Raw genomic sequence first — 16,819 nt, forward strand, 5'->3', positions numbered from 1 at the left:
ATGTCGACGGCCCCGCTAGCTGGGCATCGTGGCGAGAATTCCGCTGGGGAAACCCGCATCCCGCCCTGATCGGCCGGGCTCGCGAGCGGCGGCGGACGGGGAATCCGGCCGCCGGGGCCCATTATCTAGGGGGTGGCAGTGATCCGGTTGGTGCGTAATGTCGGACTGGTCACGCCGCACATCTAGCCCTGGGGGGCCGTTGAGCGAGTCCGAACGCAACCTGGTCGCCGCATTGCGTACGTCGCTGAAGGAGAATCATCGGCTCAAAGACGAGAACCGGCGGCTGCTCGGCGCGGCCGCGGGAGCGGAACCGGTCGCGATCGTCGGCGCGGGATGCCGGCTGCCGGGCGGGATCGAGACGCCGGAACAGCTGTGGCGGCTCCTCTCCGAGGGCGGCGACGCGATCGGCGGGTTCCCCGACGACCGGGGCTGGGACGTCGAGCGGCTCTACGATCCCGACGGGGTCCGGCCGGGGTCGATTTCCGTGCGAGAGGGCGGATTCCTGACCGGTGCCGGGAACTTCGACGCCGGGCTCTTCGGGATCAGCCCGCGCGACGCCCTGCTGATGGACCCGCAGCTGCGGCTCCTGCTGGAAACCGGCTGGGAGTCCCTGGAACGCGCCGGGATCCCGCCGCGTTCGCTGGGCGGCAGCCGGACCGGCGTGTTCACCGGGGTGATGTACCACGACTATCCGGGCAGTTTCGCCGCGTCCGGGATGGTGTCCGGGCGGGTCGCCTACACGTTCGGGTTGCAGGGGCCCGCGATCACGGTGGACACGGCCTGTTCGTCGTCGCTGGTCACCGTGCACCTGGCCGCTCAGGCGCTGCGCGCGGGGGAGTGCGAACTCGCGCTCGCGGGCGGGGCGACGGTGATGTCGACGCCGCGCACCTTCGTCGAGTTCAGCAAGGACGGCACGCTGTCTCGCGGCGCGCGGTGCCGGAGTTTCGCCGAGTCCGCCGACGGCACGGCGTGGTCCGAGGGCTGTGTAATGCTGGTGCTGCAACGGCTTTCCGACGCGCGACGGTCCGGTCGCCCGATTCTGGCGGTGCTTCGGGGCAGTGCGGTCAACTCCGACGGCGCGTCGAACGGCATCACCGCGCCGAACGGTCCGGCGCAGCGCCGGGTGATCCGGCAGGCGCTGGCGTCGGCCCGGCTGTCCGCCGCGCAGATCGACGTCGTGGAGGCGCACGGGACGGCCACGCCGCTCGGCGATCCCATTGAGGCGCAAGCGCTTCTGGCCACCTACGGGGCGGACCGAGGCGGCGGGGAGCCGCTGCGGCTCGGGTCGTTGAAGTCCAATCTCGGGCACACGCAGGCCGCGTCCGGTGTCGCTGGGCTGGTGAAGCTGGGGCTCGCGTTGCGGCACGAACTGCTGCCCAAGACGTTGCACGTGGACGCGCCCAGCAGCCGGATCGAATGGTCCGCCGGTGCGGTCGAGCTGCTGACCGAGGCGACGCCGTGGCCGCGTGGCGCCCGGCCGCGCCGGGGTGCGGTGTCGAGTTTCGGGCTGAGCGGGACGAACGCTCACGTCGTGCTGGAGGAAGGCCCGGCACCCACCGAAACCACCGAAACCGCCGCGGCCGAAGGGATCGCGGTGCCGGTGGTGCTCAGCGGGCGCGATCCGGCGGCTCTGCGGGCGCAGGCGGAACGGCTGGCCGAGCGGCTGCGCGAGGAGCCGGGTCTCCGTCCGGCGGACGTCGCGTGGACGCTCGCGACCGGGCGCACGCACCTGGAACACCGCACGGCAGTCGTCGCGCGCGATCGGGACGAGCTGCTGGCCGGATTGGACGAACCGTCCGCCAAAGTGGTGCGCGGCGAGGGGCCGTTGGCCTTCCTCTTCTCCGGCGGCGGGTCGCAGCGGACCGGCATGGGCGAAGAACTGGCCGCCGCGTATCCGGTGTTCGCCGCCGCGTATGCCGCTGCTCGCGCGGAACTCGACCGGCATCTCGACCGTCCGCTGCGGGAGGCGGTCGGCGGTGCGCTCGACGAGTTCCGCTACAGCCAGGCGGGGTTGTTCGCGATCGAGGTCGCGTTGTTCCGGCTGGCCGAATCGTGGCAGCTGCTGCCGGACGTCCTTTGCGGACATTCCGGGGGCGAGCTGGCGGCCGCGCATTGCGCGGGAGTGCTGTCGCTCGCGGACGCGGCGGAGCTGGTCGTCGCGCGGGCCACGCTGATGCAGGCCCAGCCGCGCGGTGCGATGGCGGCGATCGAGGCCGAGCCGGAGGAATTCGCCGGGGAAGCGGTCGAGGTCGCCGCGGTCAACGGTCCGCGAGCGGTCGTCGTGGCCGGGGAGGAGGCGGCGGTGCTGGAGATCGTCGCCCGGTTCGCTGCTGAGGGGCGGCGCACCAAGCGGCTGGCGGTCTCGGTGGCCTCGCATTCGCGGCTGATGGACCCGATGCTGGAACCGTTCCGCGCGATCGCGGCGCGGGTCGCGTACGCCGAACCCACGCTGCCGGTCGTCTCCACGGTGACTGGTGAGCCGATCGAATCCTTCGACGCGGACTACTGGGTGCGCAACATCCGCCGCGCGGTCCGGTTCGGCGACGCGGTCCGCGCGTTGGAGAGCCAGGGCGTCACCCGATTCTTCGAACTCGGCGCGGACGGGCCGTTGACCGCGCTGCTCCCGGACGCTCCGCTGGCCGTTGCCGCGCTGCGCCGGGACGTGCCCGAGGACGTCGCGCTCGCCGAGACGGTCGGGGCGCTGCACTCCGACGGCGTATCCCTGGACTGGGCGGCGGTTCTCGCGCCCCGCTCGGCGGGGTTCGTCGACCTGCCGACCTACGCCTTCCAGCGGGAACGCTACTGGCTGTCCGCTTCGGACGAAGCCGGAGACCTCTCCGCGACCGGTCTCGAAGCCGCCGGGCACCCGTTGCTGGGCGCGGCGGTTCCGCTGGCCGACGGCGACGGATTCCTGCTGCACGGCCGGATTTCGGTCGCCGCGCAGCCTTGGCTGGCCGGACACGCGGTCGGCGGCTCGGTGCTGTTCCCCGGCACCGGTTTCCTGGAACTCGCCCTGCGGGCCGGTGAGGAGGCGGGCGACACGCGGGTTCGCGAGCTGACCGTGCACGCGCCGTTGGTGCTGGACCCCGAGGGGATCCGGGTTCAAGTCCGCGTCGGCGGGGCTGACGAGGCCGGGGTGCGCCGGTTGAGCATCCACGCGCAGACCGGCGACGCGCCCTGGGTGCGGCACGCCGACGGTGCGCTGGCTCCGGCTGGCCCGGCGCCCGCGGCCGGTCCGGCATGGCCGCCTGCCGGGGCCGCGGAAATCGATCTCGACGGGATGTATGAGCTTCTCGCCGAGAGTGGCGTCGAGTACGGCCCGTTGTTCCAGGGCCTGAAGACCGCTTGGCGACGCGGGGACGAGGTGTTCGCCGAGGTCGCCCTGCCGGAATCCGCGGTGCTGGACGCCGCGGCGTTCGGCCTGCATCCGGGGCTCGCCGATTCCGCGCTGCACGCCATCGGTCTCGGCCCGGTGGCCGGTGCGGGGACACTCCTGCCGTACTCCTGGTCCGAAGTGGACTTGTGGTCGCCCGGCAGCTCCGAGCTTCGCGTGCAGGTGAAACCGCTGGGGGAGAACACGGTTTCCCTGTCCTTGTCGGACTGCTCGGGCAATCCGGTGGCCACGATCGGCTCGCTGGCGTTGCGGCCGCTCACCGGCGTGCGGCGCGCTCCCCGCGCTGGGACGTTGCTCCGTCCGGAATGGACCGAATGCGCTCTCCCCGGCAGGCGACCGGAAGACGTCCAGACTTTGGTGGTGTCGCCGGGATCCGATGTCGCGACGGCACACGAGGAAGTCCACCGGATTCTCGCCGCGTTGCGCACGGCGCTCGCGGACGGCCGGCGGATCGTGGTGATCACCCGCCACGCTGCCGGGCTGCCCGGCGAACCGGTGGACCTGGCCGGTGCGGCGGTCGCCGGACTGGTCCGCTCCGCGCAGACCGAACATCCGGGCCGGATCGTGCATCTGGACACCGACGCGCCGCCGTCCGGCGAGATGATCGCCGCCGTGCACGAGCCAGCCATTGTCGTGCGCGACCATCGAACTTTCGCTCCGAGCTTGGTCGCCGTCGAAGCCCTCGACCGCGCGGAGTGGGGTCCCGGCCCGGTGCTGATCACCGGCGGGACCGGGCAGCTCGGCCGGTTGGCGGCCGTGCACCTGGTTCGCGAGCACGGGGTGCGGAAGCTGGTGCTGGCGAGCCGGACCGGCCGGGGCGGGGACGACCTCGCCGCCGAGCTGGCCGCGCTCGGTGCGGAGGCCGAGGTGGCGGTCTGCGATCTCACCGACCGCTCCGCCGTCGCCGCGCTGCTGACCGCGCACCCGGTCACCGCGATCGTGCACGCGGCGGGAGTGCTGGCCGACGGGATGCTCACGTCGCTGACCGCCGCACAGGTCGACGCGGTGTTCGAAGCCAAAGCCACCGCCGCCTGGAACCTGCACGAACTCGCTGGTGCCGTGGACAAGTTCGTCCTGTTCTCGTCCGCCGCGGGGATCCTCGGCGCGCCGGGACAGGCGAACTACGCGGCGGCGAACGCGTTCCTCGACGCATTGGCCCAGCACCGCCGCAGCCTCGGGTTGCCTGCTCAATCACTGGCCTGGGGGCTGTGGAACTCCGACGAACGCACCGGCGGCCTCACTGCCGAAGCAGGCTTGGCCCTGTTCGACGCGGCCCTCGCCGACCCGGCCCCGGTGCTGGCCCCGCTGCGCCTCGACGCGTGGCGCGGCGACGACGTCCCGCCGCTGCTCCGCGGACACGTGCGGACGACCCGGCGAACCAGCGGTTCGGCCGCGGGCCGGCTGCGCCGTACACCGCCGGCCGAGCGCCGGGAGCGGTTGGCGGAACTGGTCGGCGCGCAGGTCGCGGCGGTGCTCGGGCACGGCGAGACCCTCGAACCCGGCCGTGCGCTGCCGGATCTCGGGTTCGACTCGCTCACCGCGGTCCAGGTGCGCAACCGGCTCGCCGAGCTGACCGGCCTGACTCTCGGCGCGACCCTGGTGTTCGACCATCCGACGGTCGCGGACCTGGCGGAATTCCTGAACGAGTCCTTTTCGGACACTCCGGAGGAGGCTTCCGCTCCGCTGCCAGGGGATCCGGTCGCCCGGTTGTTCGCCGAGGCGGTGGCAGCGGGCCGGGTTCCGGAAGGCGTCGCCCTCCTCGGAGCCGCGGCGAACCTGCGCGAGTCGTTTAGTGCGTCGATGAGGGCATCTCGGCCAGTACGGCTCGCCGAGGGGCCACGACGTCCCACGCTCCTGTGCGTGCCGTCGCCCGCCGCGATGACCGGCGCTGTCCAATATGGACGCTTGGCCGCACCTTTCCGCGGCGTCCGGCGGTTTTCCGTGCTGTCCCTGCCCGGCTTCACCGCCGACGAGCCCCTTCCGGTCGACCTCGCCACGCTTGTCACAGCCCTCGCCGACCAGGCCCGCGAAGCAGCCGACGACGAACCGTTCGCACTGCTGGGGTATTCGTCCGGCGGCCTGCTGGCCGAAGCCGTGGCGGCGGAATTGGCCCGCGCCGGCCGCGCGCCGGCGGGCTTGTGCCTGCTGGACACCTACGAGATCGGCGGCCCGGCCGAGGACGCCGTCCACGCGATGGCCGGGGAAGTGCTGACCCGCCAGGACGACGGCGGGTTCGACCGGGCGCAACTGACCGCCATGGGCCGCTACCTGGGCCTCCTCGCCGCCGCCGGACCGCCGGATCTTCAGGTCCCCACGGTGCTGCTGCGGTCGGCCCGCAGCTTCGGGGACGTGGCCGGGGCGGCGTGGCAGACGACGTGGTCGCGGGCCGACCGCGTGGAAACGGTGCCTGGGGACCATTTCAGCATCGTCGCCGAGGACGCGGACGCCACGGCGTCGGCCGTCGGGGCGTGGCTGGAATCCGTGGCAGAACCGATCGTGGAAACCGTTACCGGACTTGGGAGTTCGTCGTGAACACTGAAGTGTGCCCGTACCCGTTCGAAGCGTCGGCGCTGGCTGTCGACGCCCGGTACGCCGAGATGCGCGAGCAGCGGGGGATGAGCCGGGTGCGATTGCCGTACGGCGGCGAGGCTTGGCTGGCGACGCGGTACGAGGACGTGCGGGCCGTGCTGGTGGACCGGCGGCTGATGCGCAGCCTGACCGTCGGGAAGGACGCGCCGCGCGGGACCGAGGCGATCGAGAGCGAAAGCTCGATCATCACCATGGACCCGCCGATGCACTCCCGGCTGCGACGGCTCGTCGCGGCCGCGTTCACCCCGAAGCGGGTGGAAACGCTGCGCCCGCGCGTCCAGGAGATCGCCGACGGCCTGATCGACCGGATGATCGAGCAGGGCCCGCCGGTGGACCTGGTGTCGTCGTTCTCGATCCCGCTGCCGATCACCGCGCTGTGCGAGCTTCTCGGTGTGCCGCAGGAAGATCGCGACAAGGTGCACACATGGACCGACACGATGCTGATGCTCAGCGGCGACGGTTCGGACCACACCGCGATCATGACCGCGCAGCGCGAACTGTGGGGTTACATGGCGGGTCTGGTCGCTGAGCGCCGGGAAACCCCCACCGACGACCTGATCGGCGCGCTGGTGCGGGCGCGCGACGACGAGGGCAGGCTGACCGAGGGCGAGCTGATCGACCTGTCCGGCGGAATCCTGGCGGTCGGCCACGAGACGACCGCGAACCACATCTCCAACCTGCTCTACACCCTGCTGACGAATCCGGACCACCTGGCCCGCCTGCGCTCGGACCCCGGCCTGCTGCCGTCGGCGGTCGAGGAACTGCTCCGGTTCGTCCCGCTCGGCGCGAGCGCCGGGTTCGCGCACATCGCCAGTGAGGACGTCGAAATCGGCGGACAGCTGATCCGCGAGGGCGAAGCGGTGTTCGCCGACGTGGACGGCGCCAACCGCGACGCCTCGGTGTTCGAGTGCCCGGAAGACCTGAACCTGGCCCGGCCGCGCAACCACCACGTCGGCTTCGGCCATGGCCCGCACCACTGCCTCGGCGCCCAGATGGCGCGGCTGGAACTGCAGGTCGCGCTGGGGACGCTGCTGGCCCGGTTCCCGGATCTGGCGCTGGCGGCCGACGTGCCGTGGCTGAGCGGGCGACGACAGCGCGGACCGGAGCGGCTGGAACTGACCTGGACAAAGGCGCTGCCCGCGCAATAACGGGCTGGCCGCGGCGGGCCCGGCTTGCGGTGCGGATGTCCGTGAGGGGAACCCTGGGGGACTCTGATTCCCCCAGGGTTCCCCTCACGGACGTGAGCCATGCGGTCCGGGGCGGCGTGGCGTCACCAGCCGCTGCGGTAGAAGCTCCGCGACACGTAACTGCTGGCCTCCGCCGCCCGAGCGGCGCACAGTTCCTCCTTCACCGCCCGCGCCTGCTTGACCAGCGGGTCGTCCCCAGGTGCGAGCGCCAGCAAATCGATCACGTGCAACGCCTCCTGCACCCGCCCGTCCACCTGAAGCCGCTCGGCGTGGTCGAGCACCGCCTGCTTGTCCGTGATCGCCTCGGCGCGGGCGGCGGCCGCGGCGTCCGGGCGGGACGGGTGCAGCGTCGTCGGATTTCCGTCCCACCACCCGGTTTCCGAGCGGACGATGTCGCGGACGATGTACTCCCGGTGCCCGTAGTGCTCGCGCATCCACGGCACGTCGAACAGTTCGGCCGGGTACCGGAGGTCGTGCACGATGTCGTCGGCCCGGCGCCCCTGGTTGAGCTGGTCCACGACCGCGCTCCGCAGCCACCGGAGCGCGGCCGCGGTCATGGTGAGCTGCCGGACCGGGTCCTCGCGGACGACCGGGCCGAACTCCGGCACCAGCACGGCGGGGTTCAGCGCGGCGAGCCGGTCCAGGGTGTCGGCCCACCGGACGGTGTCGCGCATGGTCCGCATGGGCGTGCCGATGTTGGGGATGCCGTTGATCACCGCCGCGCTGCCGTACAGAACCCGCTGGGACGGCAGCCAGACGGCGGTCACGTCGTCGGTTTCCGACGGCGCCCACAGCAGCCGGACGTCCGGGGCCAGGGTCATCGCCTCCCGGTAGGTCTGGTCGGGGAAGGTGACCGGCGGCGGGGCCGCGAGGTCGGCCATCGGGCGGCGGAACTGCCGGGTGTTGATGCGGTTCTGCAACCCGGCGGTCTCGAGATACCGCCGGTAGCGCCGGACGACGTTCTCGTGCGCGACGACGGTCGGGCGGCGTTCGCCGTGCTCGGCGGCGTATTCGAAGAACCCGGGAACGCCGTAGTTGTAGCCGAGATGCCCGTGGCTGTAGACGATCCAGCGCACCGGTTCGCCCAGCCGGTCCAGCACCGGCGCGACGAGATCCGGAGACGGGCCGGTGTCGACCACGACGAGACCGGAAGCCGTTTCCACCGCGAGGCTGTTGCCTTGCAGGCCGATCGAACGGACGCCGGGCGCGACCTCGGTGATCTCGCCGCTGCCGTAGAGCGGGTTCTTAGTGTCCTGAAAAGGCATCAGCCGACCACCTCGGTGCGGAGTCCGAGCCGCCGCGCGGTGCGGTCCGGGTTGACGAAGAACACGGCGAGCAGACCGCCCACAATGGACAGCAGGCCGCTGATCGTGAAGGCGAGCGTGAAGCCGCCCTCGGGCGACGAAGAAGCTTGGATGAGCCGTCCGGTGAGGTACGGGGCGAGCAATCCGGCCGTGGTGACCAGGCCGACGGTGATGGACAGCACCGCGCCGCGCTGGCGGGTCGGGCTGATCTCGGCGTTCATCGTGACGCCGAGCGCGAACACGACCCCGCCGAGGCTGAACGCGACGGTCAGCAGCGCGATCTGGAACCAGCCCCCGGTGTGCGGGAACAGCAGCATCGCGAGACCGGAGACCAGCACCGCGACGCCGCCGAGCACGCCGCGGGCCACCCGGCTCGACACGCCGCGCCGCATCAGCCGGTCGCTGAGCACGCCTTGGGCGAGGTTGAACACGACCGACGCGATCCACGGCAGGGCGACCAGCGTCCCGGTGGTGACCGTGCTGTAGTGCAATGCCGTCTCGAGGTAATGCGGCACCCACGCGACCAGCACGGCCAGCGCCCAGTACGCGGCGAAACCGGCCAGGAAACCGCCGAGCCAGGTGCCGTTCAGCAGGATCCGGCGGTAGGGCACGCGGGGTTCGTCCGCTTCGGACTTCGCCTCGGCCGCGTGCACGGACGCGGTTCCGGCGACCTTGCCCTCCCGTCCGAAGATCGCCCACAGCACCGACCACACCAGGCCGATGACGAGCAGCGCGAAGAACGCCCACCGCCAGCCGTAGCCGACGATCAGCGCCGTCAGCAGCGGCGACGCGAGCGCCACGCCGATGCCGGAACCGGCGTTCAGCAAGGCGCTCGGCAGCCCGCGTTTCTCGTTGGGGAACCACTTGTACGCCGCGTGCATGGCCAGCGGGTTCGCCGGGCCTTCGGCCGCGCCGAGGACGATCCGGCTGACCAGCACCGCGCCGAAGCCGACGGTGCCGAGCATCGGGGCCTGGGTCAGCGCCCAGACGACGCCCAGCACCAGCAGGATCCATTTCGTCGGCACGCGGTTGGACACGAAACCGACCACGATCGCGGAAATGCTGAACAGGAAGTAGAACCCGCTGCTGATCAGGCCGTACGCCTCGGGCGTCAGGCCGAGGTCGTGCATCAGCGGTTTCGCGGCGAGACCGAGCACGGCCTTGTCCGCGAAGTTGATCAGCATGAACACCAGCAGCAGCCCGGTGACGACCCAGCCGCGGGCGCTGGTGCCGCGGGGGCGCCGGCGGGCGGCGGTTTCGGCGGGGAGGGCGGGAGCGTTCATCGTGGGGTCCCCATTTCAACGTCGTTGTCGGACGGGGTGGTGCGGAAGGCTCGGCGGTTCGGTGGGTCAGAAAGCCCAGCGCGTGCGGCCCGCGGTACGGGTGCGCAGCTGTTCGGCGCGGTCGGTGCCCTCCAGCACGGCTTGGGATTCGGCGGCGGCCCAGGCGTAGACACCCTTCGCCATCGTCGAGGTCGCGGCCTTTTCCAGTGCGGTGAACACTTCCGCGCGGGCGGTGTGCGCGGTCTCGTCGTCGGGCGCGGCGTCCACCGCGAGCTGGGCGAAGTGCCCGGCCAGCCGGTGTTCGCCGGCGGCGAGCAGTTCCCGCGCCCGCGCGGCCAGCCGGTCGGAGCCGCCGGACAGGTCGGCGAGTTCGCGGGACAGGTCGGCGCGGCGGGCGGGTTTCAGGTTGGCCGGGTTGCCGTCGTACCAGCCGCCGTAGAGCCGCCAGACGTTGCGGACGACGAATTCCGGCTCGTCGTACGACGGTTTCAGATACGGCTTGGCCAGCAGTTCGGCAGGCGCGGTGACGCCGTGCACGACCTCGTCGAGCGTGGCTCCCGCGTTCATCGCGTCCACGGTCTGGTCGTGCAGGGTTTCGAGGAACTCGGCGGTGTCGGACAGCGCGGTCCGGATCCGGTCGGCGCCGGCGATCGGCACGCCGTGGCCGGGCAGCAGCAGTTCCGCGCCGAGTCCGGCCATCCAGCGCAGTGCCCGCGCCCACTCGGCGGCGTAGCGCTGCACCTTCTGCGGATTGCCCGGGTTGGGGGAGGACCAGATGAAGAAGTCGCCGCAGCACAGGATTTTCCGGTCGGGCAGCCACGCGATCGTCGCGTCGTCCGTCTCGCCGCGGCCGTGCTTCAGCCGGACGTCGAGGTCGCCGATCCGCAGCGTCGTGGTGTCGCGGTAGGTGACGTCGGGGTGCCGGTACCGATCCGGCCAGCGGAAGCCGGGGGACTGGAACTGCCGCTGGTTGATCACCGTGTTGTAGCCGCGCGTGCGCTCGTACCGCTCGAACCGGGGCGGCGTGTTTTCGTGCGCCAGCACGGACGGGCGACGCCAGCCGCGTTCCTCGGCTTCGAGATCGAACGGGCCGACGCCGAAGACGTGGTCGATGTGGCCGTGCGAGTAGACGGCGGTGTGCAGCGGAGCGTCGGTGCGGGCGCGGGTGGCGCCGAAGAGGTCTTTCGCGGTGCGGCGTTCGCCGGTGTCGAAGCAGAACAGGCCGTCGGCGGTGGGGAAGAGGAAGACGTTGCCGAACGCGGGCCACATCCAGACGCCCTCGGCCAGCTCGTGCAGACCGTCCTTGCGCAGCGTGCCGGTGTGGTAGACGCGGGTGTCGGCCTCGCCTCGCCAGACTTTGTCGGCATAGTCGAGCAGGTCAGTCACGGGATGCCTCCTGAACGTTCTCGGTGAACAGCGCGTCGACGGCGACCAGGTCGTCGCCGGTGACGCAGAGCGGGTTGAGGTCGGCTTCGGCGAATTCCGGGTGGTCGCCGAGGATGCGGACGAGGCCGTCGATCGCGGCGGCGACGGCGGGGACCGGGGCGGCGAGGACGTCACCAGCCCAGGCGGCCAGTTCGGCTCGCTGCTCCGGGGTCGCCGGGAGCAGCAGCGCACGGCGGGGCGCGGTGGCGTCTTCGGCACGGTCGCCGCCCGCGCCGAGGATAATCGCGGTGCCGTACAACGGATCCCGCGTCGCGCCGAGGGCGAGTTCGGCGGTGTGCGGCAGAAGAGGTTGCACGACGAGCGTGCGGTCCGGGTCGGCGGAGACCTCGTCCAGCCGGGCCTGGAGCGTCTCCAGCACCGCGGGCAGTTCGGCCGCTGTGACGCCGACCCGGACGAGCCCAGCCCGGGCCCGGTGCGGCACGTCGGCAGCGTCGCCCTTGACCACATACGGCTCCGGCCAGCCGTTTTGGCGCACCGCGGAGGCGAGGTCGATCCCGGCGACGGTGTCGACGTGTGCGATGCGAGCGTCCTCCAGCAGCGGAATGGCCCGCAGCTCAGTCCACACTGGACGGTCGTCGCCGATGGCGTGGTGCGCGGGTTCCGGGACCCGGTCCGGGACCAGCACTCGAAGCCGGCGCACGAGGGCGCCGATGCTGGGCAGCACGGTGTCCGGCCGTCCGATCTCCGCCAGTTCGCCGGGCGGCGCGCACGCCCAGACGAACCACGTCGGCGTCCGCATCGCGGCGGCCGCGGCGGCGAGCCGGTGGTAGGCCTCCCGGAACCGATCGCCGAACGTCAGGTAGAGCACGACGCCGTCCAACTCCGGATCTTCGTCGAGCGCGCCGAGCAGATCGCCGACGCGGTCGAGCCAGCGGTCGATGTTGCCGCCGAGATCGACCGGGTTCTCGTCGGCCGCCTCGACGCCGCCGACCTCGGCGAGTTTCGCGCGCGTCGCGCGGGACAGCGGCGGAATCCGGACGCCCAGCGCGGTGAGGTTGTCGGCGAGGATGCCGCCCGCGCCGCCGGACATCGTGAGCACGGCCAGCCGCGGTGCCGGGGGCAGTGTCGTGCCCTTGCGGGCGCAGAGCACGGCGTCCACGAGCTGATCGTCGTCGGTGACCAGGTGGATGCCCTCTTGGCGGCACAGCGAGGCGAGCAGGAAGTGATCACCGGCGACGGCCGCGGTGTGCGACAACGCGGCCTGCCGTCCGGCGGCGCTGCTGCCCACGGCGAGGGCCACCACTGTCTTGCCCGCTGCTCGCGCCTGGCGTCCGAGTTCGCGAAGACCGTCCGCGTCGCGCACGCCTTCGAGGTAGAGCACGAGCACCTCGACGTCGGGCTGGTCGAGCAGGTAGCCGCCGATCTCGTGGCCGGACAGGCAGGCTTCGTTCCCGACGCTGGCGTAGTACGAGTAGCCGATTCCGGCCTGTTCGAGCAGGTCGGCGAGCACGAACCCCATCGCGCCGCTCTGCGTGACGATCGCGATCGGGCCGGGCGGGACGCGTTCGCGGTCGAGGAAGACGGTCGTGGACAGCTGCGCCCCAGCCGGGTGGCTCACCACGCCCAGGCAGTTCGGGCCCAGCACCGGAAGGTCTCCGGCGGCTTCGCGCAGTTCGTCCTCCAGCGCCGGGTCGCCGCCCTCGGCGAACCCCGACGCGAAGACGATGACCGCGCCGGAGCCGAGTTCGCGCGCCTGCCGGACCAGCCCCGGAACCGTTTCCGCCGGAGTCGCGAGCACCACGAGGTCGGGCCCGTAGCCGATCTCGGCGAGGGAGCCGACTGTCCGCACGCCGGGCAGTTCGAGCGGGCCGCGGGAGACCGCGAAGACCTCGCCGCCGTAGCCGCCGCGCAGCAGCCGGTCCAGCGCGATCCGTCCCCAGGACAGCGCGGTGGTCGCCGACACGCCGACCACGGCGACCGACTTCGGGCGGAACAGCGGCTCGCAGCGCATGGGGTCCGGGCCTCCTGTGATCGCGGTCATGGACACAACCCCAACTGTCGCCGCTGGCCGATCCGGCTGGTAGCGCACATTGCCCAGGTTTTCGGCTACCGTGCTGTGACATGTCACAACTGTCGTGGCGCGGCTTCGAGCACCGGCTGCCGAAGGTGGGCGAGCGGACGATCCGCCGGTACGTCGAGACCTCCCCGCACTACCGGGGCCAGGCGCCCGCACACCTGCGCCTGCACATGGCGCACACGGTCCGCGAGTTCGGCCGGATGTTCGCGCGCGCCGTGCGGGAGCGCGACGAACTGCGCGAGGACGAACTGGAGCTGTTCCGCCGGCGCGGCCGGGAGCGGGGCGCGGAAGGGCTGCCGGTCAGCGAGTTCATGCACGCGTACCTGCTGGCGGCCGAGGAGATGTGGGCCGAGCTCCAGGACCTGTCCGGCGGGTCGCCGCCCGGCGAGACGACCGCGGTGCTGCTGAAGTGCCTGCACCAGGTGCTGAACGCGGCCGTGCAAGCGCACCAGAAGGAATTCCAGACCGCGGACCACGAACAGCGCGAGGCGGCACGGGCTCTGGTCCGGCGGCTGGCGGCGGGGGAGGTCGTCCCGGAACCGGCCGACGTCCGGCTCGCCCCGGCGTACGGCGTGCTGGCGCTGCGGTTCGCCGCGGACCCGGCGGATTCGGTCGGCGACGCGGTCGGCCGGCACCTGGCCGGGCAGCGGAAGGCGCGGTTGCTGCTGCAGCACCTGCGCCGGGAACTTTCCGGAGACGTGCTGGCCGCCTTGGATCCGGAGGGCGGGCTGCTGCTGATTCCGTCCGCTTCGGACAGTGGCGAGGCGGCGCTGACCGAGGCCCGGCAAGCAGTTCCGCGCGCGCATCAGACGACGGGCGTGGAGATCACCGGCGCGTTCGCCCACGCGGCCGAGCTGTCCGAAATCCCGGCAGCAGCGGCGGAAGCGGAACGGCTCCTGCGGTTGAATTCGGCCCCCGACACCGTCGCGGTGCTCGCCGATCATCTCTTCGAATACCAGCTGAACCACGACAGCGCGGCGACTCCTCAGCTGCGTGCCCTCGCGGAGCGGCTGGGCGGCGAGCCCGATCTGACGACGACGCTCCGGACGTACTTCGACACCGATTTCAACCGTCGCGAGACCGCACGGAAGCTGCACGTCCATCCGAACACAGTGGACAATCGCCTGTCGCGCATCGCCAACCTGACCGGCGCGGATCCCCGTACTGCCAAAGGACTTCTGCTGCTCGGCGCGTCGCTCGGCCTGGCGGGCTGATCACCCGGCGAGAGAACCGCTGCCGCGGGGACCGGTCACCGTGACGCGGACGGTGCGCGCCGAGGGCAGCTGGGCGACGGTGACCTGCCAGGTCTGCGGCGTGCCGACGTCGATGGTGCGCAAGGCTTTCCGGACCAGAGCGGGAATCTCTTTGACGGGCAGGGTTCGGAGGTCGAATCGCGGGATCTGGACCGCGGACGGCGCGAAGACGACCGTCAGCCGGTGTTCCTGGACGACCGCGGTGAGCGTTTGCGAGACGTCGGTGGCCTGGGCCAGCCCGTCGACAGCGCGGCGCAGCTCTCCCTCGTCCAGCAAGGACTGTTCCGGGCCGACGTCGACCGTCGCGGAACCCGAGGAGGTCACCGCGGACGACTCGGGAGGCGGCGGTGCCGGGGCGCTGGTGTCCGGGGCGAACAGTTCGGCGCGGAAGAGCCCGAGGATGGCGCCCGCGCCGAGCAGCAGCCCGAGCAGCGTGAGGAAACCGGCCGCGCAACCTTCCGGCGGCGGGTGGACCAAAGTGGACTCGGCCGCGGGCTCGATGACCGCTTCTGCCGCTCGGCGCTGCCATTCCGGCGTCGGATTGGCGACGATCCTGACCTTCCACGGCCGGTCCGGCGGGTACGTGACCAGCAGGACGTCGCCCTTGCGGTAGCTGGGAAGATCGACCAGGTTGACGGTGTGGCTCGTCGCCGCCCGGTGCGACGGCGCCCCGTCCGGCGCGACCGTGAGGATGAATTCGACCGGGAGATCGCCCGTTTCGCTGCCTCCGGCGCGCAGGCTTTCGATCCGCGCGAGCGCCACCACGGGCGGTACCGCCGCCTCGCGGGCGCGCCGGGGCAGGCCGCCGAGGTACACGAGAATGCCGTAGCCGAGCGGAATTCCCAGCCCGGTCACGAACAACGGAACGCTCTCGACGACGATCCCGGCGATGAGCGAGCACAGGGTCGCCCCGATCGTCAAGCCGGTGAGGAAGCCGAACGCGATCGTGCGCAGGGTTGCCATGGAAGTGCTCCCTTTCGTCGGTCAGAGGGAAATCGGTTCCACCAGAACGGCTTCCGGGTCCTTCGGGTCGTAGCGGACCTTCACCGCCGAACCCTCGGACGGGGCCTGGAACAGCGACGTGATCATGGTCGCCACGACCTCGCGTTCGCCGGTCTCGGTGGGAAACCGCACGCGGACGGTGAATCGCGGGTTCCCCATGACCCAGACGTTGGTGAAGTCCACGCGGGTGAGGACCCCGGTCACCTGGCGACCGCAGTGGAGCAGCGCCTGCTCGCGGTCGTCCGCCTCGGCCGCGCGGAGGAAAGACCGCAGCAGCACCACGATCAGGACCAGCGCGACGAGCCCGGCGACGGCGGGCACCAGGAACGGCTCGTAGTACACCACCCAGTCCACCTCGGACCACGGCTCGGCCTTGCCGTCGAGGAAAGGCAGCCGTTCGCCCACGGATTCCGGCGGCGTCCACGAAGGAGCCGCCACGCCGCTGCCCAGCGTCACCCCGAGCGCGGCGGCCAGCGAGCTGGCCCGGAAGCCGATGCCCATGCGGCGAAACGACATTCCGCCGCCCCACAGCATCGCGAAGCCGAGCGACGACGCCACCGTGACCGACAGGCTGAAGAACAGCACGAGCGACGGCGCCGGTCCCGCGCCGGCCCCCCACGCGCCGACGCGGTTCAGCGACATCAGCCGGAAGTTGTCCAGCAGCCCGAGTGCGCCCGACCATCCGGCGACCGCCCAGGCGAGCGTCGTGGGAAGCCCGAGAAGCCACAGCCGCCGGCTCGACGCACGGGTCTGCTCGGGGTCTTCCGGCAGGCCGTAGTCGGCTAGAGAACCGAACACCGCGGCCGCCTACGCGATCGGGCCGAACACGGCGACCTTGGCCGGGTCGGCGGGGTCGAGACGGGCCTCGTGCCGGGTCCCGGGCGCGTACTGCTGGATGGTCGCCTGCGGAGCGATCAGCGGGGTGACCGTCTGGTACATCATGCCGTCGGCGCGGGTGACCTCCAGCGTCGCGGTGTACTGGGCCTGTCCGGCGACCGTGCGGCCGGTCGGCTCCAGCGCGCGGATCACCAGGGTGGCCTTCTCTCCGGTGTCGTAGAGCCGGCGCAATTCGGTGCCGTAGGCCTGGAGTTCCTGCTGCTGGCGCAGTTGCTCCTGCATCGGCAGCGCCAGGAACGCCGCCGTGTCCGGGTCGGCGGCGATGTTGCGGAACGCCTGCGCGGCCAGCTGCGGCGTCGGCAGCTGCGGGGTGATGTCGTGCCCCTGCGCGGCGGCCGCCAGCCGGAACTGCTCGGCGTGCTGCTGGAAATCCTGCGCGCCGCGGGCCATGCCCTGCTGGGTCGCCTCGTTGATCTTGTCTCGGATCTTCTTGAACATGGGGTGCCT

The 16,819-nt window shown here is 71.8% G+C and carries 9 protein-coding genes and 1 pseudogene; 3 read left to right on the plus strand and 7 right to left on the minus strand.

Annotated features, from left to right (window positions below):
• Positions 1-199: 199 nt before the first annotated feature.
• Positions 200-5,926, plus strand: a pseudogene (locus ACZ7SW_RS33400) (SDR family NAD(P)-dependent oxidoreductase); the annotation flags it as partial.
• Positions 5,923-7,131 (plus strand): cytochrome P450, encoded by a 1,209-nt coding sequence (locus ACZ7SW_RS33405; RefSeq protein WP_470234350.1) that lies wholly within the window; start codon positions 5,923-5,925, stop codon positions 7,129-7,131. The pseudogene ACZ7SW_RS33400 and the gene ACZ7SW_RS33405, both read left to right, overlap by 4 nt.
• Positions 7,132-7,253: 122 nt before the next feature.
• Here the strand turns inward: ACZ7SW_RS33405 and ACZ7SW_RS33410 are convergent, their stop codons facing one another.
• From ACZ7SW_RS33410 to ACZ7SW_RS33425, 4 genes are all read right to left on the minus strand, one after another.
• Positions 7,254-8,435, minus strand: coding sequence for an alkyl sulfatase dimerization domain-containing protein (locus tag ACZ7SW_RS33410; RefSeq protein ID WP_470234351.1), 1,182 nt, complete (start codon positions 8,433-8,435; stop codon positions 7,254-7,256).
• Positions 8,435-9,757, minus strand: coding sequence for an MFS transporter (locus ACZ7SW_RS33415; protein WP_470234352.1), 1,323 nt, complete (start codon positions 9,755-9,757; stop codon positions 8,435-8,437). The genes ACZ7SW_RS33410 and ACZ7SW_RS33415 overlap by 1 nt, the downstream gene beginning before the upstream one ends.
• Positions 9,758-9,823: 66 nt before the next feature.
• Positions 9,824-11,143 carry an alkyl sulfatase dimerization domain-containing protein gene (locus tag ACZ7SW_RS33420; protein WP_470234353.1) on the minus strand — a complete coding sequence of 440 codons (1,320 nt, stop codon included), beginning with the start codon at positions 11,141-11,143 and terminating at the stop codon, positions 9,824-9,826.
• The gene (locus ACZ7SW_RS33425) at positions 11,136-13,184 is read right to left on the minus strand and encodes an acetate--CoA ligase family protein (RefSeq protein WP_470234354.1); all 2,049 of its coding nucleotides are present in this window, start codon (positions 13,182-13,184) and stop codon (positions 11,136-11,138) included. The genes ACZ7SW_RS33420 and ACZ7SW_RS33425 overlap by 8 nt, the downstream gene beginning before the upstream one ends.
• Positions 13,185-13,264: 80 nt before the next feature.
• Here ACZ7SW_RS33425 and ACZ7SW_RS33430 point away from each other — a divergent pair, with 80 nt between their 5' ends.
• Positions 13,265-14,434, plus strand: coding sequence for a PucR family transcriptional regulator (locus ACZ7SW_RS33430; protein WP_470234355.1), 1,170 nt, complete (start codon positions 13,265-13,267; stop codon positions 14,432-14,434).
• Here ACZ7SW_RS33430 and ACZ7SW_RS33435 read toward each other — a convergent pair whose 3' ends face one another.
• From ACZ7SW_RS33435 to ACZ7SW_RS33445, 3 genes are read right to left on the minus strand one after another with little or no spacing between them, the layout of a single operon-like run.
• Positions 14,435-15,436 (minus strand): hypothetical protein, encoded by a 1,002-nt coding sequence (locus ACZ7SW_RS33435; RefSeq protein WP_470234356.1) that lies wholly within the window; start codon positions 15,434-15,436, stop codon positions 14,435-14,437. It lies immediately after the preceding gene.
• Positions 15,437-15,457: 21 nt separating this feature from the next.
• Positions 15,458-16,273 (minus strand): DUF3592 domain-containing protein, encoded by an 816-nt coding sequence (locus ACZ7SW_RS33440; RefSeq protein ID WP_470234357.1) that lies wholly within the window; start codon positions 16,271-16,273, stop codon positions 15,458-15,460.
• Positions 16,274-16,282: 9 nt separating this feature from the next.
• Entirely contained in the window at positions 16,283-16,810 is a 528-nt protein-coding gene (locus tag ACZ7SW_RS33445) for a hypothetical protein (protein ID WP_470234358.1), read from the minus strand.
• Between the last annotated feature and the right edge of the window lie 9 nt (positions 16,811-16,819).

The organism is Amycolatopsis sp. NPDC114484 (assembly GCF_055633755.1).

Coding starts and splice junctions, on each gene's coding strand:
- ACZ7SW_RS33410 (WP_470234351.1), bottom strand. CDS start 8,435: ATGCCTTTTCAGGACACTAAGAACCCGCTCTACGGCAGCGGCGAGATC.
- ACZ7SW_RS33415 (WP_470234352.1), bottom strand. CDS start 9,757: ATGAACGCTCCCGCCCTCCCCGCCGAAACCGCCGCCCGCCGGCGCCCC.
- ACZ7SW_RS33425 (WP_470234354.1), bottom strand. CDS start 13,184: ATGACCGCGATCACAGGAGGCCCGGACCCCATGCGCTGCGAGCCGCTG.
- ACZ7SW_RS33430 (WP_470234355.1), top strand. CDS start 13,265: ATGTCACAACTGTCGTGGCGCGGCTTCGAGCACCGGCTGCCGAAGGTG.
- ACZ7SW_RS33435 (WP_470234356.1), bottom strand. CDS start 15,436: ATGGCAACCCTGCGCACGATCGCGTTCGGCTTCCTCACCGGCTTGACG.
- ACZ7SW_RS33445 (WP_470234358.1), bottom strand. CDS start 16,810: ATGTTCAAGAAGATCCGAGACAAGATCAACGAGGCGACCCAGCAGGGC.